This window comes from Streptomyces tardus (genome assembly GCF_018101125.2).
GTDB classification, from domain to species: domain Bacteria; phylum Actinomycetota; class Actinomycetes; order Streptomycetales; family Streptomycetaceae; genus Streptomyces; species Streptomyces tardus.
Map to the genome: position 1 here is coordinate 1 of NZ_JAELVF020000004.1, position 25302 is coordinate 25302.

The window sequence follows — 25302 nt, forward strand, 5'->3', positions numbered from 1 at the left end:
AACCCCACCCGGATAACGGCACGCCATACCGACAATGACGATCGGGTCGTCCGCCACCGAGGGCAGCGCCGACACCGGGATCGCGGTCGCGGCCTCGATGCCGAGGACGCTGTCCAGGAGGTGGCCGGAGAGGAGTTCGGCGGTGGGGTAGTCGAAGACGACGGTCGCGGGCAGCCGCAGGCCCGTCGCCGTACCGAGCCGGTTCCGCAGCTCGACCGCCGTCAGCGAATCGAACCCGAGATCCCGGAACGCGCGGTTCGGGTCGACGATCTGGGCACCCGAGTGACCGAGCACCACGGCGATCTGACCGCGCACGAGGTCGAGCATGGTCTCGCGGCGTTCCGTCTCACCGAGGCCGGCGAGGCGGGCGGCGAGTCCGGTGGCAGTGGCCGCTCCCGCTCCCGCCGCGGCCCGACGGACCGGCGTCCTGATCAGGCCGCTCAGCAGCGGCGGTATCTCGCCCTGTGCCCGGAGGGCGGCGAGGTCGAGGTGGACGGGGAGGACGACCGGCTCGCCCGAAACGAGGGCCGCGTCGAACAGCGCGACACCCTCCTCCGCAGTCACCGCAGGCAGACCCGAACGCGCAATCCGCCGCCGATCCGTCTCCGACAACGCCTCCGTCATCCCCGCATCCTGCGACCACGGACCCCACACCAACGACACACCCGACAAACCAAGACCACGCCGATACGCAACCAACCCATCAAGGAACGCATTCCCCGCCGCATACGCACCCTGACCCGCACTACCAAACGTCCCCGCCACCGACGAGAAGACGACGAAGGCGTCGAGGTCCAGGCCCTCGGTCGCGCGGTGCAGGTTCCAGGCCGCGTCCACCTTCGGGCGCAGGACCTTCGCCAGCCGCTCGGGGGTCAGCGACTCGACCATGCCGTCGTCGAGAACGCCCGCGGTGTGCACGACCGCACGCACCTCGTACCGCGACACCAACTCCGCCGTCAACCCGGCCACACCCTCGGCCGACCGCCCACTGCGGCTCACCAACAACAGATCCCGCACACCGTGTTCAACGACCAGATGCCGAGCCACCACCCGACCCAGACCACCCGTACCACCCGTCACGAGGACGGTCCCGTCAACAGGGAAATCGAGGGACTGAACATCAGCCGGAACACCAGGACGTACGTGCTGGACGGCACGCTGGCCCCGGCTCCCGTGGGCAGCAGCGGCGAGCTCTACCTCGGCCGGCCCGCCCTCACCGCCGAGCGCTTCGTCGCCGACCCCTACGGCCCCGCGGGCTCCCGCCTCTACCGCACCGGCGACCTCGCCGCCCTCCGGCGACACTCAGCTCGCCGCTGCTGCCCACGGGAGCCGGGGCCAGCGTGCCGTCCAGCACGTACGTCCTGGTGTTCCAGACCGGTCGGCCGAGGGTGTGGCCGGGTTGACGGCGGAGTTGGTGTCGCGGTACGAGGTGCGTGCGGTCGTGCACACCGCGGGCGTTCTCGACGACGGCATGGTCGAGTCGCTGACCCCCGAGCGGCTGGCGAAGGTCCTGCGCCCGAAGGTGGACGCGGCCTGGAACCTGCACCGCGCGACCGAGGGCCTGGACCTCGACGCCTTCGTCGTCTTCTCGTCGGTGGCGGGGACGTTTGGTAGTGCGGGTCAGGGTGCGTATGCGGCGGGGAATGCGTTCCTTGATGGGTTGGTTGCGTATCGGCGTGGTCTTGGTTTGTCGGGTGTGTCGTTGGTGTGGGGTCCGTGGTCGCAGGATGCGGGGATGACGGAGGCGTTGTCGGAGACGGATCGGCGGCGGATTGCGCGTTCGGGTCTGCCTGCGGTGACTGCGGAGGAGGGTGTCGCGCTGTTCGACGCGGCCGGGCACCCGTTGCTCGGCGCGGCTGTCGAACTCGCCGACGACGACGGCCTGGTGATGACCGGACGACTGTCGGCGCAGGCCCAGCCGTGGCTCGCCGACCACGTCGTCCGGGGCGCCGTCCTGGTGCCCGGCACGGCGCTGCTGGAGATGGCCGTGCGCGCCGCAGACGAGGTGGGCTGCGCTTCCGTCGAGGAACTCACCCTCTCCGCGCCCCTGGTCCTGTCCGAGCGCGGCGGGGTCCAGATACAGGTACGGGTCGGCACCCCGGACGAGGACGGCCGCCGCACCCTCGGCGTGCACGCCCGGGCCGAGGACGACGACACACACACCTCGTGGACCGTCCACGCCACCGGAATTCTGGCCCCCGAAGCCGTGTCCCCCACGGACTTCGACGCCACCCTGTGGCCGCCGCGCGACGCCACCCCGGTCGACGTCACCGAGTGCTACGACCGCCTCGCCGAGGCCGGGTTCGCCTACGGTCCCGCCTTCCAGGGGCTGCGCGCCGCCTGGCGGCGCGGCGACGCCCTCTTCGCCGAGATCACACTCGACGACGAGTCGGACGCCGCCTCCTTCGGCCTGCACCCGGCCCTGTTCGACGCCGCGCTGCACGCCTTCGCGATCGACGACGACGGCCGGGGCGGAGTCCCGTTCTCGTGGGCGGGCGTCGGCCTCCACGCGTCCGGAGCCACCGCCCTGCGGGTCAGGCTCACCCGGGACGCCGACGGCACCATGGGTCTGGAACTCACCGATCCCGCCGGTGAGCCCGTCGCCTCCGTGCAGGCCCTGACGGTGCGCCCGCTGGCCACGACAGAGCTCAACTCCCCGACTCGCGACGCGCTGTACCGCGTGGACTGGATCCCGGCCACCGCTCCCGCCGACGCGCCTGCGGTGGGGCTCCTGGGTGCGGACCTCCCGGAGCTGCCGGGTGTCCTTTTCGCGGATCTGGATGCGCTTTCCGTCGCTGAGGAGGTGCCGGGGACGGTGCTCGTCGGGGTCGGTGCCGGCGACGGTGCTGGTGCTTCGGGTGGGGTGGTTGGTGAGGTGCATGGGGCTGCTGGGCGTGCTCTTGGTTTGGTGCGTGGGTGGTTGGGCGAGGAGCGGTTTGCCGGTTCTCGGTTGGTGTTGGTGACGTCGGGTGTGGTGGACGGGGCTGATCTGGCTGGTGCGTCGGTGTGGGGTCTGGTGCGTTCGGCGGTGTCCGAACACCCGGGTCGTTTCGCTCTGTTGGATGTGGCGGAGGGCTCGGACCCCGCTCTTGTGCTGTCTGCCGCCGCGAGCGGTGAGCCGGAGACGGCTGTGCGCGACGGCCGCGTGATGGTGCCCCGCCTGGCCCGGGTGGCCGCGGGTGAGACGGAGGGTCCGGACTGGAGTCGTGGGGACGGGGCTGTCCTTGTGACGGGTGGTACGGGTGGTCTGGGTCGGGTGGTGAGCAACAGGCCGCCGCTGTCGGAGAGTTCGACGGCGGCGCTGAGCAACGGGTGCCCCGCGGCCCTGACCGTAGGTGGCCAGCAGCGCCTGCGCCTCGATCGGGTCACCCAGTACGCGGGGACGGTCAGTTCGCCGGCCTCGGTGAGACGGAACGCCGCGAGACCATGCTCGACCTCGTGCGCGGTCAGATCGCCGTGGTGCTCGGTCACTCGGGTGCCCAGATCGTCGACCCGAACCGCGCGTTCCGGGATCTCGGGTTCGATTCGCTGACGGCGAGCCTCACTCCGCGGCCGTCGTCGGTGCCGCCCGTACCGGCGGTACGGCGTTCCTCTTCTCGGGTCAGGGTTCGCAACGTCTGGGTATGGGCCGTGAGTTGTATGTGCGTTTCCCGGTGTTCGCGGAGTCGTTCGATGCGGTGTGTGCGGGTCTTGACGCGCATCTGGAGCGCTCGCTGCGTGAGGTGGTGTGGGGTGAGGACGCCGAGGTCCTGAACTGGACGGAGTTTGCGCAGGCGGGTCTGTTCGCCGTTGAGGTGGCTCTGTTCCGTCTGGTGGAGTCGTGGGGTGTGCGGCCGGAGTTCGTGGCCGGTCACTCGATCGGTGAGGTGGCTGCGGCGCTGCTGCGCGGCGGGCTCCTCCGAACCGCACGGCACCTCCTCGGACCAGCCGGCCACCGAGTGGTGAGCGGCCATCCGGTCGGCCAACTGCCGCACGGCGGCAGACTGTTGCGTGTCGGCGCGCAGCAGTCGCACGGCGAGCGCGTGGCAGTCGGCGCCCGGCACCGGGCCGTTCCCGCCGGGCTGTCCGGCGGTGCGTACGGAGGCGGCCGGTACGCGGGCGGATGCGGCGGCGGGTGCGGTGGTGACGCTGCCGGATTCCGGTGGTGTGGTGCTGACCGGTCGTCTGTCGGTGGAGGCGCAGCCCTGGCTCGCCGATCACGTGGTGCTCGGCCGGGTGCTGCTGCCCGGCGCGGGCCTGGTGGAACTGGCCCTCGCCGCCGCCGACGCGGCGGGCTGCGCAACCCTTGAGGAACTGACCCTCGCCGCCCCTGTGGTGCTGCCCGAGGACGGCGGCCTCCAGGTCCGTGTCGTCGCGGGCCCGCAGCTCGACGAGCGTCGGACGTTCGCGATCTACTCCCGCGCCGAGGGCGAGGCGGACGCGCCGTGGACGACTCATGCGTCCGGTTTCCTGGCGGAGGGTGTGGTTGCTGCGGGGTTCGAGTTGGCGCAGTGGCCTCCGGCGGGTGCGGAGGTGCTGCCGGTGGAGGATGCGTATGAGGTGTTCGGTGACCGTGGTTACGGTTATGGGCCGGTCTTCCAGGGGCTGAAGGCAGCGTGGCTGAGGGGCGGGGAGCTCTTCGCCGAGGTGTCGTTGCCGGAGTCGGAGTCGCAGGAGGCGGGCCGGTTCGGTCTGCACCCCGCGCTCCTGGACGCCGCCATGCACGCCGGCATTCTGAACGATGTCGACGGTGACACCGTCGTCCCGTTCGCCTGGAACAACGTCTCCCTGCACGCCGTCGGCGCCACCGCCGTCCGCGTCCGCGTCGGGAAGCTCGACGGCAACGCGGTCTCTCTCTCCGTCGCCGACGTCACCGGAGCTCCGGTCCTGACCGTCGGCTCCCTCGCGAGTCGACCGGTCTCGGCCGAACAGCTCGGCGCCGCGTCCGGTACCGCGGGTGCGTTGTACGGGATTGAGTGGGTGTCGGTGGCTGCTGGTGTTGCGGGTGTGCCGGTGTGGGCTGAGTGGTCGGAGGTGGTGGAGTCCGGTGGTGTGGTGCCGGGTGTGGTGGTGTTGCGTGTGGTGCCGGGTGTCGGGGTGGATGTGCCGGTGGGTGTGCGTGCGGTGTTGGACGGTGTGCTTGGTGTGGTGCGTTCGTGGCTGGCTGATGAGCGGTTCGCCGCGTCGCGTTTGGTGGTGGTGACGCGTGGTGTGGCGCTTGTTGCGCCTGTTGGTGGTGCGGGTGATGTGGTGCAGGCTCCGGTGTGGGGTGCGCTGCGTGCCGCGTGTGCCGAGAACCCGGGCCGTTTCGCCGTCGTGGATCTGGAAGCTGCTGCGGACGGTTCCGTGGATGGTTTGGATCTGGCTTTGGCGGCTGTGGTGTCGGGTGAGTCGGAGGTTGTGGTGCGTGGGGGAGAGGTGTTGGTGCCGAGGTTGGCGCGTTTGCCCGAGGCCGAGGGTGTTGTTCCTGCGCTGGATGGTGACGGGGCGGTGCTGATCACGGGTGGTACGGGTGGTTTGGGTGCGGTAGTGGCTCGGTATCTGGTTGCCGAGCGAGGCGTACGTGATCTCGTTCTGACCTCCCGCCGGGGCCTGGACGCCCCGGGGGCCCACCAACTGGTCTCTGAGCTGGTCGAGTTGGGTGCCGCGGTGGAGGTGCGGGCCTGTGACGTCTCCGATCGGGACGCTGTGCAGGGTCTGGTGGGCTCACTGGTGGCGGGTCGTGGTCTGCTTGCGGTGGTGCATGCGGCGGGTGTGGGGGACAACGGCCTGATCGGTGACCTGTCGTCTGAGCGTTTTGATGGGGTGTTGGGGCCGAAGGCGGATGCGGCGTGGTGGTTGCACGAGGCGACGGCTGGGCTGGATTTGGCGGCGTTTGTGTTGTTCTCGTCGGCTGGTGGTTTGGTGTTGACGGCGGGGCAGGGCAGTTACGCGGCGGCGAACGTGTTCTTGGATGCGTTGGCTGCGCGTCGTCGTGCTGAGGGTTTGGTGGCGACGTCGATGGCGTTCGGTTTCTGGGATGTGGGTGCGGGGTTGGGTCAGTATTTGTCGGAGGTGGATCGGCGTCGGATGGCTTCGCAGGGTTTGCCGGTGCTGTCCCACGATGCGGGTCTGGCGCTGTTCGCCGCCGGTCTGGACCGGCCAGAGGCCACGGTCGTTCCGTTGCGGGTCGACACCGCTGCCCTGCGCACCCGGGCCGACGAGACCCCGGCCCTGTTGCGGGGTCTGGTTCCGGCACGGCGTGTGTCTGCCGCTCTCGCGTCGGCTTCGGCTGATGGTTCGTCCTCGCCGGGTGCCCGTCTTGCGGGGCTTTCCGGCGCGGAGCGGCATCGTGCGGTGCTGCATCTGGTGCGGTCGCAGGTCGCCGCCGTACTCGGGCACGGTTCCGCGGAGGCGATCGGTGCGGAGCGGGCTTTCCAGGAGCTCGGGTTCGACTCCCTGGCCGCGACCGAGCTGCGCAACCACCTCAACTCCCAGACAGGGCTGCGACTCCCCGCCACCCTCGTCTTCGACCACCCCAACGCCCTCGCCGTCACCGAGCACATCACCTCCCGCCTCGCCGGCGAGACCGTGCGGACGGCTGAACCGGTACGGGTCGGTGCGGGTGACCGCATCGACGACGAGCCCATCGCGATCGTCGGCATGGCGTGCCGCTACCCGGGCGGGGTGACCACCCCCGAGGAGCTGTGGCGGCTGCTCGAGGACGGTGTCGACACCGTCTCCGACCTGCCGGGCGACCGGGGCTGGGACATCGAGAACCTCTACGACCCGGAGCCGGGCAAGGAGGGCAAGAGCTACACGCGGCGCGGAAGCTTCCTGCACGACGCGGCCCAGTTCGACCCCGGGTTCTTCGGCATCTCGCCGCGCGAGGCCCTCTACATGGACCCGCAGCAGCGCATGCTGCTGGAGACCTCGTGGGAGGCGCTGGAGCGGGCCGGCATCGACCCGGCGACCCTCCGGGGCAGCCGGACCGGTGTCTTCGCGGGCGTCATGTACCACGACTACGCGCTGAACGTGTCGCCCTCCGGCACCGCCGGCGGCAGCGTGGTCTCCGGGCGGCTCTCCTACACCTACGGCTGGGAGGGCCCGGCCGTCACCGTGGACACGGCCTGCTCCTCCTCCCTGGTCGCCCTGCACCTCGCGGTGCAGGCCCTGCGTTCGGGGGAGTGCTCTCTCGCGGTAGCCGGTGGCGCCACCGTCATGTCGACGCCCGGCATGTTCGTCGAGTTCAGCCGCCAGCGCGGACTGTCGGTCGACGGCCGCTGCAAGGCGTTCGCGGGCGCGGCGGACGGCGTCGGCTGGTCCGAGGGCGTCGGCGTGCTCCTCGTCGAGCGGCTGTCGGACGCCGTGCGCAACGGGCACCGGGTGCTCGCCGTCGTCAAGGGCACGGCCGTCAACCAGGACGGAGCCTCCAACGGCTTCACCGCACCCAACGGCCCCTCTCAGCAGCGCGTGATCCGCCAGGCCCTCCAGGGCGCCGGGCTCGCCGCCTCCGAGGTGGACGTCGTCGAGGCGCACGGTACGGGTACGACGCTGGGTGATCCGATCGAGGCGCAGGCGCTGCTGGCCACCTACGGCCAGGACCGCCCCGAGGACCGTCCGCTGCTGCTGGGCTCCATCAAGTCCAACATCGGCCACGCGCAGGCCGCCGCCGGTGTCGCGGGCGTCATCAAGATGGTCATGGCGATGGAGCACGGCACCGTGCCGCGCACTCTGCACGTCGACCGCCCGTCGCCGCACGTCGACTGGACCGAGGGCCGCGCCGAACTGGTCACCGAGGAACGGCCGTGGCCGATCACCGGGCAGCCGCGCCGGGCGAGCGTCTCGGCGTTCGGCCTCAGCGGAACCAACGCGCACGTCGTCCTGGAGCAGGGGCCCGCCCCGGCCGCCGAGGAGACGGACGCCCCGACCGGTGACCGCGCTCCCGCCGTACTGCCGTGGACCGTTGCCGGCGCCACCCCCGAGGCCCTCCGCGCCCAGGCCGCCCGCCTGGCCGAGGACCTGGAGCGGCGCCCCGACGCGGACCCGCTGGACATCGCGTACGCGCTGGCCACCTCCCGTACCGCGCTCGAATCCCGGGCGACGGTGCTGGGGGCCGACCGGGCGGAATTGCTCACCGGGCTCCGCGCCCTCGCCAGCGGCGAGGACGCCCCCGGCGTCGTGTCGGGCACCGCGCGGTCCGTCGGCACGACCGCCTTCCTCTTCACCGGGCAGGGCGCGCAGCGTCTCGGCATGGGCCGCGAACTGCACGCCGGACACCCGGTGTTCGCCGAGGCGTTCGACGCGGTGTGCGCGGCGCTCGACGAGCACCTCGACCGTCCGCTGCGCGAGGTCGTCTGGGGCGAGGACGCCGAGACACTGGACCGGACCGTCTACGCGCAGGCCGCCCTGTTCGCCTTCGAGGTGGCCCTCCACCGGCTGCTCGGGGCCTGGGGCGTGACCCCCGACCTCGTTGCCGGGCACTCCATCGGCGAGATCGCCGCGGCGCATGTCGCCGGGGTGTTCTCGCTGGCGGACGCCTGCGCTCTGGTCGCGGCTCGCGGCCGTCTGATGCAGGCGCTCCCGACAGGGGGTTCGATGACGGCGATCGAGGCTACGGAGTCCGAGGTGCTGCCGCACCTGGACTCGGTCGAGGACGTGTCGGTGGCTGCGGTCAACGGGCCTTCGTCCGTGGTGATTTCGGGTGTGGCGGCGTCCGTCGAGGCGGTCGTCGGGCACTTCCGTGAGCAGGGCCGGCGGGTCAGTGCGCTGCGCGTCTCGCACGCCTTCCACTCGTCGTTGATGGACCCGATGCTGGACGAGTTCCGCGAGATCGCGGCACGGCTCTCCTACCGCGAGCCGCGACTGCCCGTCGTCTCCAACGTGACCGGCAGGATCGCCCGCGACGGTGAACTCAGCACCGCCGACTACTGGGTCGACCACGTCCGCGCGGCCGTCCGCTTCGCCGACGGCGTCGGCGCCCTGCGCGACGCGGGCGTGGACCGCTGCGTCGAGATCGGCCCCGAGGCGGTACTGACCGGTATGGCCCGCACCTGCCTCGACGGCGACCGGGACGGCGACGGCGGCACCGAGATGCTGCTGGTAGCGGCCGCCCGCAAGGGCCGCGCCGAGACCGACGCCCTCGACAACCGCGTGGAGTTCGGCGTGTGGGGAGGTATGACCGAGCGGGAACGACGCGCCCTGCTGCGCCGACGTCCGACGGTCACCTCCTGGCGGCGACTCCTGGAGACGGCCCGCGCCGGGCAGCAGCACCCGGCCGAGCACCACGTGATCGGCGAGCCAGGGCTGCGCCTCCACCGACAGACGACCGGTCAGCACCACCACACCCGGCACCACACCAAGCACACCGTCCAACCCCGCACCCAGGCTGCCTTCAGCCCCTGGAAGACCGGCCCATAACCGTAACCACGCTCGCCGAACACCTCATACGCATCCTCCACCGGCAGCACTTCCGCACCCACCGGAGGCCACTGCGCCAACTCGAACCCCGCAGCAACCACACCCTCCGCCAGGAAACCGGACGCATGGATCGTCCAGTCCTGCTCGGTGCCTTCGGGCCGGGAGTAGACGGCGACCGTACGGCGGTCCGCGTCGCGGGGGCCGACGACGACCCGGACCTGGACGCCGCCATGCACGCGGCCATCCTCAACGACAGCAACGCCTCCGACGACGGCGAAACGGCCCGGGTTCTCGGCCGAAGCGGCACGCAGCGCACCCCACACCGGAGCCTGCACCACATCACCCGCACCACCAACAGGCGCAACAAGCGCCACAACACCCGGCACCACACCACCAGGCTCAGCCACCTCCGACCACTCAGCCCACACCGGCACCCCCGCAACACCAGCAGCCACCGACACCCACTCAGTCCCGTACAACGCACCCGATTCCGCTGAGGCGGTGCCGAGTTGGCCGGCGTCGACCGGGCGGCTCACCATCGAACCGACGGTCAGGACCGGGGCTCCGGTGACGTCGGCGACGCGGATGTCCATGCCTCCGTCGTCGGAGGCGTTGCTGTCGTTGAGGATGGCCGCGTGCATGGCGGCGTCCAGGAGCGCGGGGTGCAGACCGAACCGGCCCGCCTCCTGCGACTCCGACTCCGGCAACGACACCTCGGCAAAGAGTTCCCCGCCCCGCACCGGCGGGCCGGCGGGCAAGGACGGGCCGACGCGTACGGATCCGGCGGTGGTGGAGGCGGACGCGGCGGGGCTGTTGCGGCTGCACGCCGAGCGGATGCGGGTGATCGCACGGGAGCGGCGCGCCAGGGACCGCTTCACCGCGCTGCATCCGCAGGTGCCGGTGGCAGAGGTGCCTGCACTGCCCGGCGATGTGCACGACCTGACGGGCCTGCGGAAGGTTTGGATCTGGCGCTTGCGGCTGTGGTGTCGGGTGAGTCGGAGGTTGTGGTGCGTGGGGGAGAGGTGTTGGTGCCGAGGTTGGCACGCCTGCCCGAGGTCGACGGTGTTGTTCCTGCGCTGGATGGTGACGGGGCGGTGCTGATCACGGGTGGTACGGGTGGTTTGGGTGCGGTAGTGGCTCGGTATCTGGTTGCCGAGCGAGGCGTACGTGATCTCGTTCTGACCTCCCGCCGGGGCCTGGACGCCCCGGGCGCCCACCAACTCGTCGCCGAACTGGTTGAGTTGGGGGCAGCCGCCGAGGTGCGGGCCTGCGACGTCTCCGATCGGGACGCCGTGCAGAGCTTGGTCGGCACACTGGTCGCGGATCGTGGCCTGCTCGCGGTGGTGCATGCCGCCGGCGTGGGGGACAACGGCCTGATCGGTGCTCTCACTTCTGAGCGTTTTGATGGGGTGTTGGGGCCGAAGGCGGATGCGGCGTGGTGGTTGCACGAGGCGACGGCTGGGCTGGATTTGGCGGCGTTTGTGTTGTTCTCGTCGGCTGGTGGTTTGGTGTTGACGGCGGGGCAGGGCAGTTACGCGGCGGCGAACGTGTTCTTGGATGCGTTGGCTGCGCGTCGTCGTGCTGAGGGTTTGGTGGCGACGTCGATGGCGTTCGGTTTCTGGGATGTGGGTGCGGGGTTGGGTCAGTATTTGTCGGAGGTGGATCGGCGTCGGATGGCTTCGCAGGGTTTGCCGGTGCTGTCCCACGATGCGGGTCTGGCGCTGTTCGCCGCCGGTCTGGACCGGCCAGAGGCCACGGTCGTTCCGTTGCGGGTCGACACCGCTGCCCTGCGCACCCGGGCCGACGAGACCCCGGCCCTCCTGCGGGGTCTGGTTCCGGCACGGCGTGTGTCTGCCGCTCTCGCGTCGGCTGCGGCGGAGGGCACGTCGCCGGGTGCGCGTCTCGCGGCGCTTCCCGGGGCGGAGCGGCATCGTGCGGTGCTGCATCTGGTGCGGTCGCAGGTCGCCGCCGTACTCGGGCACGGTTCCGCGGAGGCGATCGGTGCGGAGCGGGCTTTCCAGGAGCTCGGGTTCGACTCCCTGGCCGCCACCGAGCTGCGCAACCACCTCAACTCCCAGACAGGGCTGCGACTCCCCGCCACCCTCGTCTTCGACCACCCCAACGCCCTCGCCGTCACCCGGGTCGTCGTGGAGGAACTCGCCGCCGCCCACCCGGTGGCAGGCGAAGGAGCCACGGCGGCAGGGGAGGACGACGGCGTCCGCCGCGCCCTGTCCGCCATCCCCGCCCGGCGCCTGCGGGACGCCGGACTGATGGACACCCTGCTGGAACTCGCCGATGAGGCGGGCGACCTCCGGGACACCGACCGGGACGCACTCCTCGCCACCCTCGACGACGAGGAAGGACCCGACAGCGAGACGGACGACGACACGGCACCCGGCACCGACGCCCTGCGCGCCGAGACCGCCCGGCTGCGTCGCGACAACCGCAGGCTCACCGCGGCCCGGCACGAGCCCATCGCCATCGTCGGCATGGCCTGCCGCTACCCGGGCGGCGTCTCCTCGCCCGAGGACCTGTGGCGCCTGGTGACCACCGGCGACGACGCGATCGTGCCGTTCCCCGAGGACCGCGGCTGGGACCTGTCGATCCTGCGCGACCCCGAGGCCAGGCACCCCGACGGCCTCTACGCGAGGGAGGGCGGCTTCCTCGACGGGGCGGCCGACTTCGACGCCGGGTTCTTCGGGATCTCGCCCCGCGAGGCCCTCGGCATGGACCCGCAGCAGCGTCTCGCCCTGGAGATGTCCTGGGAGGCGCTGGAGCGCGCCGGGATCGACCCGCACACCCTCCGGGGCAGCAGGACCGGCGTCTTCGCCGGCGTGATGTACCACGACTACCCGGGCAGCGACGGCAACGGCAGCGTCGTCACCGGACGCGTCTCCTACAAGCTCGGACTCGAAGGCCCCGCGGTCTCCGTGGACACCGCCTGCTCCTCCTCGCTGGTCGCGCTGCACCTCGCCGTGCAGGCGCTGCGCCAGGGCGAGTGCTCCCTCGCCGTCACCGGCGGAGTCACCGTGCTGTCGACGCCCGCCGTCTTCGCCGAGTTCGGACGCCAGGGCGGCCTCGCCCCCGACGGCCGCTGCAAGTCCTTCGCCGCGGCGGCCGACGGCACGGGCTTCTCCGAGGGCGCGGGCTTCCTCGTCGTCGAACGGCTCTCCGACGCCGTGCGCAACGGCCACGAAGTGCTTGCCGTGGTGCGCGGTTCCGCCGTCAACCAGGACGGTGCCAGCAACGGACTCACCGCGCCCAACGGGCCCTCGCAGCGCCGCGTCATCCGGCAGGCCCTCGCCAACGCCCGGCTCGCCGCCGACCAGGTCGACGCCGTCGAGGCGCACGGCACCGGGACGACCCTCGGCGACCCCATCGAGGCCCAGGCCCTGCTGGCCACCTACGGGCAGGACCGCCCCGAGGACCGGCCCCTGCTGCTCGGCTCGGTGAAGTCCAACATCGGGCACACGCAGGCCGCCGCCGGTGTCGCCGGCGTCATCAAGATGGTGATGGCGCTCCGCAACGACCTGCTGCCCGCCACTCTCAACGTGGACGCGCCGAGCGACCAGGTCGACTGGAGCACCGGCGCGGTGGAACTGCTCACCGAGGCACGCCCGTGGACCGGTGCGGAACGTCCGCGCCGTGCGGGCATCTCCTCGTTCGGCATCAGCGGGACCAACGCCCACATCATCGTCGAGCAGGCGCCCGCCGCGCCCCGCCCGGCCGAGACACCCGACGCCCCCGCGCCCGACGCCCCCGTCGTGCCGTGGCTGCTCTCCGCCCGCGACCAGGACGCCCTGCGCGCCCAAGCCGAGCGGCTGCACACCCGGCTGACGGCCGACGCCGCCGCGCGACCGCTGGACGTCGCCCACGCGCTCGCCACCGGCCGGGCCGCGTTCGAGCACCGGGTCGTCGTCACCGGTTCCGGCCGCGACGAACTGCTCGCCGCGCTCGGCGCCGTCGCCCGGGGCGAGGAACCCGTCACCACGGTGGGCGAGGGGCTCCTCGCGTTCCTCTTCCCCGGACAGGGCTCCCAGCGGCTCGGCATGGGCCGCGATCTGCACGACCGGTTCCCGGTCTTCGCGGAGGCGTTCGACACGGTCTGCGCCGGACTCGACGAGCATCTGGACCGGCCGCTGCGCGAGGTCGTGTGGGGCGACGACCGGGCCGCCCTCGACAACACCGCGTACGCCCAGGCCGCGCTCTTCGCGCTCGGCGTCGCCCTGCACCGGCTCGCCGAGTGCTGGGGCGTCGCCCCCAACCTGGTGGCCGGGCACTCCATCGGCGAGATCACCGCGGCCCACGTCGCCGGGGTGTTCTCCCTCGCCGACGCCTGCGCCCTGGTCGCCGCGCGCGGCCGGCTGATGGCGGCCCTGCCCGAGGGCGGCGCCATGGCCGCGCTCCAGGCCACCGAGGACGAGGTGCTGCCACACCTCACCGACGGGGTCTCCGTCGCCGCCGTCAACGGGCCCGCCTCCGTGGTGGTTTCCGGCGCCGCCGAGGACGTCGAGAAGATCACCGCGATCCTGCGGGAGCAGGGCCGACGCACGACCGCTCTGCGCGTCTCGCACGCCTTCCACTCCCCGCTGATGGAACCGATGTTGGCGGAGTTCCGCGCGGTCGTCGCCGGGCTCTCCCCGCAGCCGCCGGTCCTGCCGGTCGTCTCCAACCTGACCGGTGCCACCGCGAGCGAGGAGGAGCTGCGCTCCGCCGACTACTGGGTGCGGCACGTCCGTGAGGCGGTCCGCTTTGCCGACGGTGTCGCCACCCTCCGCGCGGCGGGCGCCACTCGGTTCCTCGAACTCGGCCCGGACGGCGTCGCCTGCGCGATGGCCCGCGAGACGCTCCCCGAGGAGGCCGTCACGGTCGCCGCGCAGCGCCGCACCGGGCCCGGCGACGAGGCGCTCGTCGACGCGCTGGCCCGGCTGCACGGCCACGGCGTCCGCGTCGACTGGGCGGCGTTCTTCGACGGACTCGGCGCCCGCCGCGCCGAACTGCCCACCTACGCCTTCCAGCGCCGCCGCTACTGGCCGGAGGACCTGATGGCGCGCGGCGCGGGCGCCGAGGCCGCGGGTCTCGGTTCCGCCGACCACCCGCTGCTCGGCGCGGCGGTGGAACTGGCGGGCACCGAGGGGTATCTGTTCACCGGACGGCTCTCCCGGGGCAGCCACTCCTGGATCGCCGACCACCAGGTCATGGGTGCCGTCCTGGTCCCCGGCACCGCCCTGCTGGAAATCGCCGTGCACGCCGGGAACGTCCTCGGCTGCGACCGCGTGGAGGAACTCACCCTCGCCGCGCCGCTGGTCCTCCCGGAGCGCGGCACCGTCCAGATCCAGGTCGGCGTCGGAGCCCCCGACGAGTCGGGCCGCCGCACCCTCGGCGTCCACTCCCGGCCGGCCGACGACCCGTCCGCGCCCTGGACCTCGCACGCCGACGGCACCCTGACAACCGCACCTGCCGACGCGCCGGACACCGGCTTCGACGCGACCGTGTGGCCGCCCGAGGGAGCCGAACCGCTCGACGTCGACGGGCTCTACGAGCGGTTCGAGGACGCCGGGTTCCGCTACGGACCGGTCTTCCAGGGGCTGCGGGCCGCCTGGCGCCGGGACGGCGAGGTGTTCGCCGAGGCCGCCCTGCCCGACGGCACCGACGGCGGCCGGTTCACCCTGCACCCCGCGCTGTTCGACGCCGGACTGCACGCCACCGCCCTCGCCGGGGCAGGCGAAGGTGAGGGCGAGGGGTCGGGCGGCAGCGTCCCGTTCTCCTGGAACGGAGTGGCGGTGCGCGCCGTCGGCGCCTCCACGGTCCGGCTGCGGCTCTCCCGCGCCGACGACGGCACTCTCGCCATCGCCGTCGCGGACCTCGCGGGCGCCCCGGTCGCCGAGGTCGCCTCGCTGGTGACCCGGCCGATCTCCGCCGCCCAGCTCGGCGGAGACGGAGCCCACCGCGACTCCCTGTTCACCGTCGAGTGGGTCACCGCGGAGGAGACGGCGGCGCCGGCCGACGGCCCGTTCACCGTCGTCGGACCCGACGCCGACCTGCTCGGCGCCGACCTCGACGCGCCGACCGTCGCCCGCGCCGCGGACCTCGACGAGCTGTCTCCCGTGGTGCTGCTGCCGGTCACCACCGGCCCGGACGCCACCGGCCCGGACGCCGCGACGGCCGCCCGCACCACGGCCGCCCGGGTCCTGGCGGCGGTTCAGGAGTGGCTGGGCGACGAACGGTTCGCTGCCGCCCGCCTGACCGTCGTCACCCGGGGCGCCGTCGACGGCACCGATCCGGCGGCGGCCGCCGTCTGGGGGCTGGTGCGCGCCGCGCAGGCCGAGCACCCCGACCGGTTCACCCTCCTCGACCTGGAGCCCGGCGCCGACGTCCGGTCGGCCCTGGCCGCCGCGGCGGCCTCCGCCGAACCGCAGCTCGCGGTGCGCGAAGGACGACTCCTCGCGCCACGCCTGGTCCGGGCCACCGTCTCCGGGGCCGGCGAGAAGACCGAAGGGACCGCGGAGACCGTCCCGGTCTGGGACCCGACCGGTACCGTCCTGATCACCGGCGGGACCGGCGGCCTGGGCGCCGCAGTCGCCCGCCATCTGGTCGACGAACACGGCGTCCGCGGGCTGCTGCTGGTCAGCAGGAGCGGTCCGGCCGCCACCGGCGCGGACGAACTCGCCGCCGGCCTGCGGGAGTCGGGCGCCGAGGTCACCGTCGCGGCCTGCGACGTCGGCGAGCGGGACGCCGTCGATGCGCTCCTCGCGACCGTCCCCGCCGACCGTCCGCTGCGCGCCGTGATCCACGCGGCCGGTGTCCTGGACGACGGAGTCGTCGACTCCCTCACTCCGCAGCGCCTTGCGGACGTGCTGCGGCCCAAGGCGGACGCGGCCTGGCACCTGCACGAGGCGACCGAGGGGCTGGGGCTCGACGCGTTCGTCCTCTTCTCCTCCGTGGCAGGAGTCCTCGGCAATGCAGGACAGGCCAACTACGCGGCGGGCAACGCCTTCCTGGACGCGTTGGCCCGCCACCGCCGCGAGCGCGGGCTGCCCGCGGTGTCCCTCGCCTGGGGACCCTGGACCCGGGGCAGCGGCATGACCGGCGATCTCGGCGAGGCGGACATCGCCCGGATGACCCGGGCGGGCATGCCCCCGATGACCCCCGAACAGGGCCTCGCCCTCTTCGACACGGTCACCGGCGGTACGTACGCTCCGGACCTGCTGCCGGTCCGGCTGGACCTGGGCGCCCTGCGCGCCCGGGGCGAGGTGCCGCCGCTGTTCCGGTCGCTGATCCGGGTCAACGGCCGGCGCTCCGCCCCCGCCGGGGGCGCCGCCGCTGCAGCCGACATCGCCGCGCGCCTCGCCGGGCTCACCCCCGCCGAGGGCCGGGAAGTCCTGCTGGACCTGGTGCGCGGCCAGATCGCCACCGTGCTGGGCCACGCCGGACTCGCCGACGTCGAACCGACCCGCGCCTTCCAGGACCTCGGCTTCGACTCGCTGACCTCCGTCGAACTCCGCAACCGGCTCGGCGGCCTGCTCGGGGTCCGGCTCCCGGCCACCCTGCTGTTCGACTACCCGACGCCCAGCGAGCTGGTCGACCACCTGTACGCCAGGGTCGCCCCGGCTCCGGCCGAGGGACTCGGCGCGGTCCTGGGCGAACTGGACCGGCTGGAGAAGGCGTTCGCGGGCGTCGCGGCCGGCCCGGAACTCTTCGAGCAGGTCGCGGGACGGCTGGAGGTGCTGCGCGGCAAGTGGCAGTCCCTGCGCGCCGAGGCACATGCGGCGAGTGGCGGCGGCGCGGCACCGCAGGAGGAGGAGTCCTTCGACTTCGACTCGGCCTCCGACGAGGACATGTTCGACATGCTCGACAACGAGCTGGGTCGCGACTGACCAAACCCCGCCCCCACACGGGCATTGACCAGGAGAGCCCTCGGGGCCCGGTGCCGGAACACGGGCACCGGGCCCCGAGGGCTCCCGGCTGCTTCCCGCCGGCCCTCCGCCCCTCGCAACTGCGCCTGGCCGGAGGCTTCGCCGCTGCGTCGGTCCGGCCGTCGCCGTGGCCACCGGTCCCTGCCCGAACGGATGCCGCCCCGGCCGCCTCGGCGCCTCTTCGGGCGCCCGTTCCCGTGCCTCGCAGCGCCCGCTTTCAAACGTACGGAATCGGACAGCTCTGCCTGCCTGACCGGCCCCTGGCTTGATGTATGCGCCCGCCTTGTCTGTTTGAGCCACTACGGCTGACCGGAAACGGGCACCGCGGAGGAACCGGTTCCGAACATGAGAAGAGGCCCGTGGACGCTGAGGACCAGCGTCCACGGGCCTCTTCCTCCGTGCGCGTGAGGGAGTTCGCGCGGGGGTCGGAGGGGCAGGGGTCAGAGGGGCCTGCGGAAGCCGCGCAGGGCGGCCACCACGCCGACCACGGTGATCACCACGCAGATCGCCACGGCGGGGAAGGCGTGGTCGAGGCCTGGCATGTCGAGGGCGAGCGCGCGGGTCGCGTCGATGGCGTACGTCAGCGGGTTGACGTTCGCGACCACCTGCAGCCACGAGGGCAGGTCCTCGACCGGAACGTAGGCGCTGGACGCGAACATCAGCGGGAAGATGACGATCAGCGCGAGGTTCTGGAGCGGCTCGGCCCGTCGCAGCCAGGCACCGGCCGCGATGAAGGCCCAGCTGAGCGAGAAGCTGATGAACAGCGTCAGACCGGCGGAGAGCGCCAGTTCGGCCATGCCTCCGTGCGGCGAGTAACCGAGCACCGTCATCGCCAGCACCATGATCACCAGCACCTGGACGGCGCTGCGCACCAGGCCCACCAGGCTCCGTGCCGCGAGCAGCGCTCCCGGGTGCACCGGCAGCGAGCGCAGCCGGGCGACCATGCCGTTCTTCTGGTCCTCGACCAGGCCCACCCCGGACTGCATCGCCGACTGCGCCGCGTTGTCCACGAGCACGGCGGGCAGCACGTAGTCGAGGTAACTGACCCCTTCGGGGAAGTGCGGCGGCATCCCCATCTTGCTGAACACCTGCGTCAGCACGAAGAGGATCACGATGGGCTGGATCAGGCCGAACAGCACGATGCCCGGGTCGGTCACCATGGCGCGAAGCGACCGCCCGGTCAGCACACGGATCTGGGCGAAGAGCGAACTCCCGCCGGACACGGGCCGGTCGGCGGCCGCGACCCGGGGCGCCGGCAGCCCCGGACCCGGGGCGCTCACGCCGGGGCCCGGACCGCGGAGCGGTCGGCGAGCGCCAGGTACACGTCGTCGAGGCTGGGCTCGCCGAAGGTCAGCTCGCTCGCCTCGACGCCCGCCCGGTCCAGAGTCCTGATGACGCCCGTGATCTCCCGCGTGGTCTCGGTCGGGACGACGAGGGTGCGCGCCTCGTCCTCCCCGTTGACCGCGGCGAAGCCCGCGGCGCGCAGGGCCGCGCGCGACCTGACCAGGTCCTCGCCGGTGTCCAGGGTGAGGGTGACCGTGCGGCGCCCGACGGTCGCCTTCAGCTCGGCCGCCGTTCCGGCGGCCACCACCCGCCCCTCGGACAGCACCGTGATGGTGTCCGCGAGCCGGTCGGCCTCCTCCAGGTACTGCGTCGTCAGGAGCACGGTGGTGCCCTGCCGGACCAGACCCTCGACGATCTCCCACAGGTTGAGCCTGCTGGTCGGGTCGAGTCCGGTGGTCGGCTCGTCGAGGAACAGCACGTCCGGGGCGCCGACCAGCGACACCGCGAGGTCGAGCCGCCGCCGCAGTCCGCCCGAGTAGCTGCTCGCCCGCCGGTCGGCGACATCGGTCAGGCCGAACAGTTCGAGCAGCTCGTCGGCGCGCGCTGCGGCTGCTCGGCGTCCCGCGCCGAGCAACCGGGCGATGAGCACGATGTTCTTGCGGCCGCTGAGCTGGCCGTCCACCGAGGCGAACTGCCCGGTCAGACCGATTCTGCGGCGGATCTCGACGGGTTTGTCGGCGAGGTCGAAGCCCGCCACGCTGGCCCGCCCCGAGGTGAGCGGCAGAGCCGTGGTGAGGATGTTGACCAGAGTGGTCTTGCCTGCGCCGTTGTGGCCGAGGAGCCCGAGGACCGTGCCGCGCGGGGCGGTGACGCTCACCGAGTCCAGTGCGTGGACCGAGCCGAACGACTTGGTGACGTTCTCCACCTCGATCATCAGGTCTCCGGAACCGGAGCCCGGCGCCGGTCCCGGCCGGGTGACAGGGGGCGTGAGGAGCCCGCTCATGAGATGTACTCCCGCTGGTGGGTGGTGCGGACGGTGGATCACCGGCCGGTTGGGCGACGGGGGCCCGTACGCCGGGCCCCCGCGTGCGAGGGGCCCCGCCCGCGGAGGGCGGGGGGCTGACGATCGTGGCCGGTCACGGCCGGCTCAGGCGCCGGGACCGCGGGCCGCCGCGCCCCGGGCTCCCGGGCGGTGGGGACAGGGGCCCCTGCCCCGCCGGAACGCTGCCGCCGGGTGCGGCCCTCCGCGGGACGGGCCGCACCCGGCCCTGCGGCCGTACGGGGCCGGTCGGCGCGGGGCGGTCACGCCGGGTCGCCGTCCATGAGGCGGAACAGCTCCTCGTCGGACGCGTCGGCCACGTCGACGGTGGCCGTGCCCTGGCCCGTGCCATGGCCCTGGGCGCCGCCCCGGGACGGCCCCCAGCGGCTCGCCAGGGCCCGCAGCCGGGCCGCGGTGTCCGAGTCGACGGTCGCGCCGGATACGAGCAGCGCCTCCAACTCGTCCACCAGGGCGGTCGGGTCACGACGGGGGTGCGGGCCGGTGTCCCGCAGCGCGTCGCACACCAGACGGGCCACCGCGCCGGGGGAGGGGTGGTCGAAGACCAGGGTGGGCGGCAGCCGGACACCGGTGGCGGCGGTCAGCCGGTTGCGCAGCTCCACGGCGGTGACCGAGGTGACCCCCAGCTCGGTGAAGGCCAGATCGGCTCCCGTGTCGGACGGCAGTGCACCGCCGGTCACCGCCGCGAGTTCACCCCGGACCAGCTCCGTGACCAGGCCCTCGGCCTCGGCGTCGGTGAGCCCGGCCAGCCGCTCGGCCAGCTCGGGGCGCGCGCCGGCCGCTCCTGCCCCGGCCGCTCCCGCGCCGGCCGGGAGCGGCCCGGTGGCGACGGCGCCCAGCGGCACCGACGCCAGCCAGTACGCCTCGTGCTGGAAGGCGTACGTGGGCAGCGTCACCGTCCCCGCGCCCGCCGGCGCCGCCCGCCAGTCCACGGGCAGCCCGAGCGCGTGCAGACGGACCGCGCAGGCGAGCGCGGACCCGGCCTCGTCGGTGCCGCCGCGCAGCACCGGCAGGACGGTGGGCGCGGTGTCGGGATCGCGGTCGCCGAGGCACTCGCCGACCATCGGGGTGAGGGCCGCCTCCGGGCCCAACTCGACGTACACGGAGGTGTGTTCGGCGTCGAGGCTCGCCACCGCGTCGGCGAACCTGACGGTGTCCCTGGCGTGCCGCACCCAGTGCTCCGGGTCGACCGCCTCCTGCGCGGTGAGCGGCCTGCCGGTCACACCGGAGACGACCGGCAGCGCGGGCGCCGCGAAGGTGAGCCCGGCGACCGTCGCCCGGAACTCGGCGAGCATCGGATCCATCAGCGGCGAGTGGAAGGCATGGCTGACCACCAGCCGCCGGGTCTTGTGACCGTGCGCTGCGGCCTCGGCGACCAGCGCGGCCACCGCGTCCTCGGCGCCGGACAGCACCACGGAGGACGGACCGTTGACGGCGGCCACCACGACCTCCGGGGCGCACTCCGCGAGGAGCGCGCCCGCCTCCGCCTCGGAGCAGCGCACCGCCACCATCGCGCCGCCCGGCGGCAGCGCCTCCATCAGTCGTCCGCGTGCCGCGACCAGGGCACAGGCGTCGGCGAGCGACAGCACCCCGGCGACCTGCGCGGCAGCGATCTCGCCGACCGAGTGCCCGACCAGCCGGTCGGGGACCACGCCCCAGGACTCCAGGAGCCGGTACAGGGCGACCTCGAAGGCGAACAGGGCAGGCTGTGCGTACGCGGTGCGGTCCAGCAGCGCGGCGTCCGTGCTCTCCGGGGCGGCTCGCAGCACCTCGGTCAACGGCCGCTCCAGGAGCGGGTCGAGGAGCGCGCACACCTCGCGCAGTGCGCTGTCGAAGACCGGGAACGCCGCGGCCAGCCCCTGGCCCATGCCCGGGCGCTGACTGCCCTGCCCGGTGAAGACGAACGCCGTCTCCCGGCTGCCGCCCAGCGGACCGCGTCCGGCGCTCCCCGGCGTCTCGCCGCGCGCGAACGCTTCGGCGGACGCGAGGAGTCCGGCCCGGTCCGAGCCGGTCAGCACGGCCGTGTGGGAGTGGACGGCGCGGGTGGTGAGGAGTGAGTGGGCGATGTCCGCGGCGGAGACCTCCGGATGCGCGGCGGCGTACCCGGCGAGCCGCCTGGCCTGTCCGCGCAGCGCGTCCGGGCCCTTCGCCGACACCAGCCACGGCGCCACGGGACGTCCGCCCGCGTCGCCCGCGGGGGCGCCCTGGGCGGGGTCGGCGGCGGGCGCCTCCTCCAGGACCAGGTGCGCGTTGGTGCCGCTGATGCCGAAGGACGAGACCCCGGCCCGGCGCGGCCGGCCGTCCGTGCGGGGCCAGTCCCGCGCCTCGGACAGCAGCCTTACGGAGCCGGGGCTCCAGTCGACCCGGGTGGTCGGGGTGTCCGCGTGCAGGGTGCGCGGGAGGTGCTCGTGTTCCAGGGCCAGCACCATCTTCATCACGGCGGCGGCGCCCGCGGCGGCCTGCGTGTGGCCCAGATTGGACTTGACGGAGCCGAGGAACAGCGGCCGTCCGTCCGGCCGCTCGCGTCCGTAGGTGGCCAGCAGTGCCTCGGCCTCGATCGGGTCGCCGAGGGTGGTGCCGGTGCCGTGCGCCTCGACGGCGTCGACCTCGGCGGCGCCGACGCCCGCGTCGGCGAGGGCCTGCCGGACAACCCGCTGCTGGGCGGGCCCGTTGGGGGCGGTGAGCCCGTTGGAGGCGCCGTCCTGGTTGACGGCGGAGCCGCGGATCACGGCGAGGACGGGGTGGCCGTTGCGGCGGGCGTCGGAGAGCCGTTCCAGGACGAGCAGCCCGGCCCCTTCCGACCAGGCCGCGCCGTCGGCGCCGTCGCCGAAGGACTTGCAGCGGCCGTCGGGGGACAGGCCCCGCAGCCGGGAGAAGCCGACGAAGGCGGCGGGCGTGGACATCACCGCGACCCCGCCCGCCAGCGCCAGGTCCGACTCACCGGAACGCAGCGAGCGGCACGCCAGGTGCAGGGCGACCAGGGACGAGGAGCAGGCGGTGTCGACGGTGAGGGCGGGGCCGTTCAGCCCGAGGGTGTAGGCGATCCGGCCGGAGAGCGCGCCGCCCGCGGTGCCCACCGGCAGCAGGCTCTCCAGCTCGCCCGACGGGTCGGCGGCGCCCGCCGCGTAGTCGTGGTACATCGCGCCGGTGAACACGCCGGTCCGGCTGTCCCGCAGGGCCGCCGGGTCGAGCCTGGCGCGTTCGACGGCCTCCCAGGCGATCTCCAGGAGCAGCCGCTGCTGCGGGTCGGTGGCGAGCGCCTCGCGCGCCGACATCCCGAAGAACCCGGCGTCGAAGTGGGCGGCGTCGCGCAGGAACCCGCCCTCGCGGGCCACCGAGGTGCCGGGGGCGTCGTCGCCCTCGGGGGTGTCGGCGAAGAGGGCGTCGAGGTCCCAGCCGCGGTCCTCGGGGAAGCCGGTGACGGCGTCGGTGCCGTCCCGCAGCAGCTCCCAGAGCGCCTCGGGCGAGCTGGCGCCGCCGGGCAGCCGGCAGGCCATGGAGACGATCGCGACGGGCTCGTCGGGGGCCGTGGGCCGTGCGGTCTCCGCGGCCTGCGGCCCGTTGAGGCCGGCCAGTTCGCGGGCCAGCGCCTGCGGAGTGGGGAAGTCGAAGGCGAGTCCGGCGGGCAGGGGCAGCCCGGTCGCCTCGGCGAGGGCGTTGCGCAGCCGTACGGAGGCGACCGAGTCCAGGCCGTGGGCGCGGAAGGTGACGTCGGGTCCGATCGGGGCGCCCGGGGCGTCCTCGCCCGGTACGGCGGCCAGCACCTCGGTGACGGCCTCGACGACCAGTCCCAGCGCGTCCCGCAGGGTCGGGCGCGGCGTGTGCTCCCCGCCGACGGCGGGCTGTTCGGCGGTCTGGGCGAGGTGCTGTTCGAGCGACCGACGGTGGACCTTCCCGGCTGGAGTGAGGGGCAGCGCGGGGAGCGCCACGACCTCCAGCGGAATCTTGTACTCGGCGGTCCCGGACGCGCGCAGGAACGCCGTGACGTCCCGGAGCGACACGGTGCCGCGCCCCGAGGTGCCGGACGCTGCCGAAGTGCCGGTCGCCGAAGTGCCGGTCGCCGAAGTGCCGGACGCCGACGTGCCGGACGCCGAGGGCGCGTCGATCGGCGCGGCCCGCTCGGTGACCACCAGGACCGGGTACTCGCCCAGCCGCGGATCGGGTCGGGCGACGACGGCGAGCGGGCCGATGTCCGGCATCTCCGCGAGCAGGGTCTGGATCTCCACCGCGTTGAACTTGCGGCCGCCCACGTTGATCAGCTCCGCCGACCGGCCGTGGAAGGAGACGAGCCCGGTGGCGCCGATCGAGGCGAGGTCGCCGGTGCGCAGCCAGCCGTCCTCGGTCAGCACCGAGCGGGTCAACTCCGGTTCCCCGTAGTAGCCGTGGAACAGGGTGTGCCCGCGGTACTGCAGCTCGCCCGGTTCGCCGGGCGGGCACGGCAGCCCGTCCTCGCCGATGACCCGCATCTCGGAGTCGCGTACGGGCCGGCCCACGCTGCCGGAGGCCACCTCCGGCGGGTCGGCGGCCAGGCTGCTGGTGCCGTTGCCCGCCTCCGACATGCCCCACACCACCAACAGCGTGGTGTCCAGTGTCTGCCGCACCTCGCGCACCAGCGCGGGCGGCAGTGCGGCGCCGGCCGTGAGAATTCGAGCGGGCCGCAGCCCGCCGCTGTCCGGCAGTTGCCTTGCCCGCGTCACGATGTCGTGCAGCTGTGCGGGCACCGCGACGACCATGGTCGGGTTGTGCCGACCGGCCAGCTCCATGAACCGCTCGCCGTCCCAGGTGCGCAGCAGCACGTGCCGCCCGGAGCGGAAGAGCGCCGAGTACACCGACTGGAGTCCGAAGCAGTGGGTCAGCGGGCACGCGGTCAGTACGGTCCCCGCGAACGCCTCCGCCGAATCCTCGGTGGCCGCCCGCGAGTTGGTGAGCAGCGTGTCGTGCGAGTGCAGACAGATCTTGGGTCGCGCCGAGGTGGTGCCGGAGGACGGCAGCAGCACGAACGGCGACTCGGGCCGCACGTCGACGGGTTCGGGTCGCTGTCCGGCCCACCGGGCGAGGAGACCGGTGACGGTCTCCTCGCCCGGCGCGGCCTCGTCCCCGGCGACCAGCACGGCCCGCAGCGAGGGCAGCGCCTCGCGCAGCGCGGTCGCGGAGAGCGGGCCCGCCTCCTCCCGGGGGCGCGGCGGCAGCGCGACGGCGGCGGGCTGGACCCGCTCCAGGAGCGCCCGCACGTCGACGGCGGCGTTGCCCTGGTGGACCGGCATGGTGACGGCGCCGATGGAGGCCGCCGCCAGATGCAGCGTCAGGTACTCCCAGCAGTTGGGCAGATGCAGGGCGAGTACGTCGCCGGGGGCCACTCCGGCGGCCTGGAGGCCGCGTGCGAGCGCGTCCACCTCGGTGCGCCAGGTGTTCCAGGTCAGTGTGCGGTCGTCGGCGAGCAGGGCGACGGAGTCGCCGCTCCGGCGCACGGCTGCGTCGAACACCTCGGGCAGGGTCAGCCCGTCCAGGGCGCGACCGCGGGGATCGATCAGATAGTCGTGGGTGTGGACGGGCACCATCACTCCCGGGGGTCGAGCGTCGCCGTCATGGAGAGAGAACCGCTCCAGACTCTTGCCGCGCGGGCCGTGTTTTCCCTAGAGATGCCCGGGGAAGCGGCGCGGAGCGGCC

General features: G+C 73.4%; 5 protein-coding genes and 5 pseudogenes. 4 read left to right on the forward strand and 6 right to left on the reverse strand.

All coding sequences use genetic code 11. From position 1 onward, the window contains the following. A pseudogene (locus JGS22_RS22700) lies at positions 1 to 1095 on the reverse strand (type I polyketide synthase); the annotation flags it as partial. 295 nt (positions 1096 to 1390) lie between these two features. Here JGS22_RS22700 and JGS22_RS22705 point away from each other — a divergent pair. Next, a pseudogene (locus JGS22_RS22705) lies at positions 1391 to 3532 on the forward strand (KR domain-containing protein); the annotation flags it as partial. A gap of 13 nt (positions 3533 to 3545) precedes the next feature. After that, positions 3546 to 9150 (forward strand): annotated as a pseudogene (locus tag JGS22_RS22715) (SDR family NAD(P)-dependent oxidoreductase); the annotation flags it as partial. Between the two features lie 102 nt (positions 9151 to 9252). Here JGS22_RS22715 and JGS22_RS27470 read toward each other — a convergent pair. Together JGS22_RS27470 and JGS22_RS26555 are read right to left on the reverse strand one after the other, a co-directional pair. Further along, positions 9253 to 9324, reverse strand: a pseudogene (locus JGS22_RS27470) (hypothetical protein); the annotation flags it as partial. Further along, positions 9291 to 10019: a polyketide synthase dehydratase domain-containing protein gene (locus JGS22_RS26555; protein WP_308405891.1), complete on the reverse strand. Its 729-nt coding sequence runs from the start codon at positions 10017 to 10019 to the stop codon at positions 9291 to 9293. The gene JGS22_RS26555 and the pseudogene JGS22_RS27470, both read right to left, overlap by 34 nt. A gap of 148 nt (positions 10020 to 10167) precedes the next feature. Here JGS22_RS26555 and JGS22_RS27570 point away from each other — a divergent pair. Further along, positions 10168 to 10479, forward strand: a pseudogene (locus JGS22_RS27570) (hypothetical protein); the annotation flags it as partial. 32 nt (positions 10480 to 10511) lie between these two features. After that, positions 10512 to 17255, forward strand: a complete 6744-nt coding sequence (locus tag JGS22_RS22725; protein WP_372454343.1) for an SDR family NAD(P)-dependent oxidoreductase — start codon at positions 10512 to 10514, stop codon at positions 17253 to 17255. Between the two features lie 479 nt (positions 17256 to 17734). Here JGS22_RS22725 and JGS22_RS22730 read toward each other — a convergent pair whose 3' ends face one another. The 3 genes from JGS22_RS22730 to JGS22_RS22740 form a co-directional block, all read right to left on the reverse strand. Continuing rightward, positions 17735 to 18574, reverse strand: a complete 840-nt coding sequence (locus JGS22_RS22730; RefSeq protein ID WP_308405856.1) for an ABC transporter permease — start codon at positions 18572 to 18574, stop codon at positions 17735 to 17737. Continuing rightward, on the reverse strand, positions 18571 to 19581 hold the full coding sequence (locus tag JGS22_RS22735; protein ID WP_211041576.1) for an ABC transporter ATP-binding protein: 1011 nt from the start codon (positions 19579 to 19581) through the stop codon (positions 18571 to 18573). The genes JGS22_RS22730 and JGS22_RS22735 overlap by 4 nt, the downstream gene beginning before the upstream one ends. A gap of 299 nt (positions 19582 to 19880) precedes the next feature. Next, positions 19881 to 25193, reverse strand: coding sequence for a type I polyketide synthase (locus JGS22_RS22740; RefSeq protein WP_211041575.1), 5313 nt, complete (start codon positions 25191 to 25193; stop codon positions 19881 to 19883). Between the last annotated feature and the right edge of the window lie 109 nt (positions 25194 to 25302).

What these genes read in the sequence shown, in the direction of transcription:
- JGS22_RS22740 (WP_211041575.1), bottom strand. Translation starts at nt 25,193, where the DNA reads ATGGTGCCCGTCCACACCCACGACTATCTGATCGATCCCCGCGGTCGC.
- JGS22_RS22735 (WP_211041576.1), bottom strand. Translation starts at nt 19,581, where the DNA reads ATGAGCGGGCTCCTCACGCCCCCTGTCACCCGGCCGGGACCGGCGCCG.
- JGS22_RS26555 (WP_308405891.1), bottom strand. Translation starts at nt 10,019, where the DNA reads ATGCACGCGGCCATCCTCAACGACAGCAACGCCTCCGACGACGGAGGC.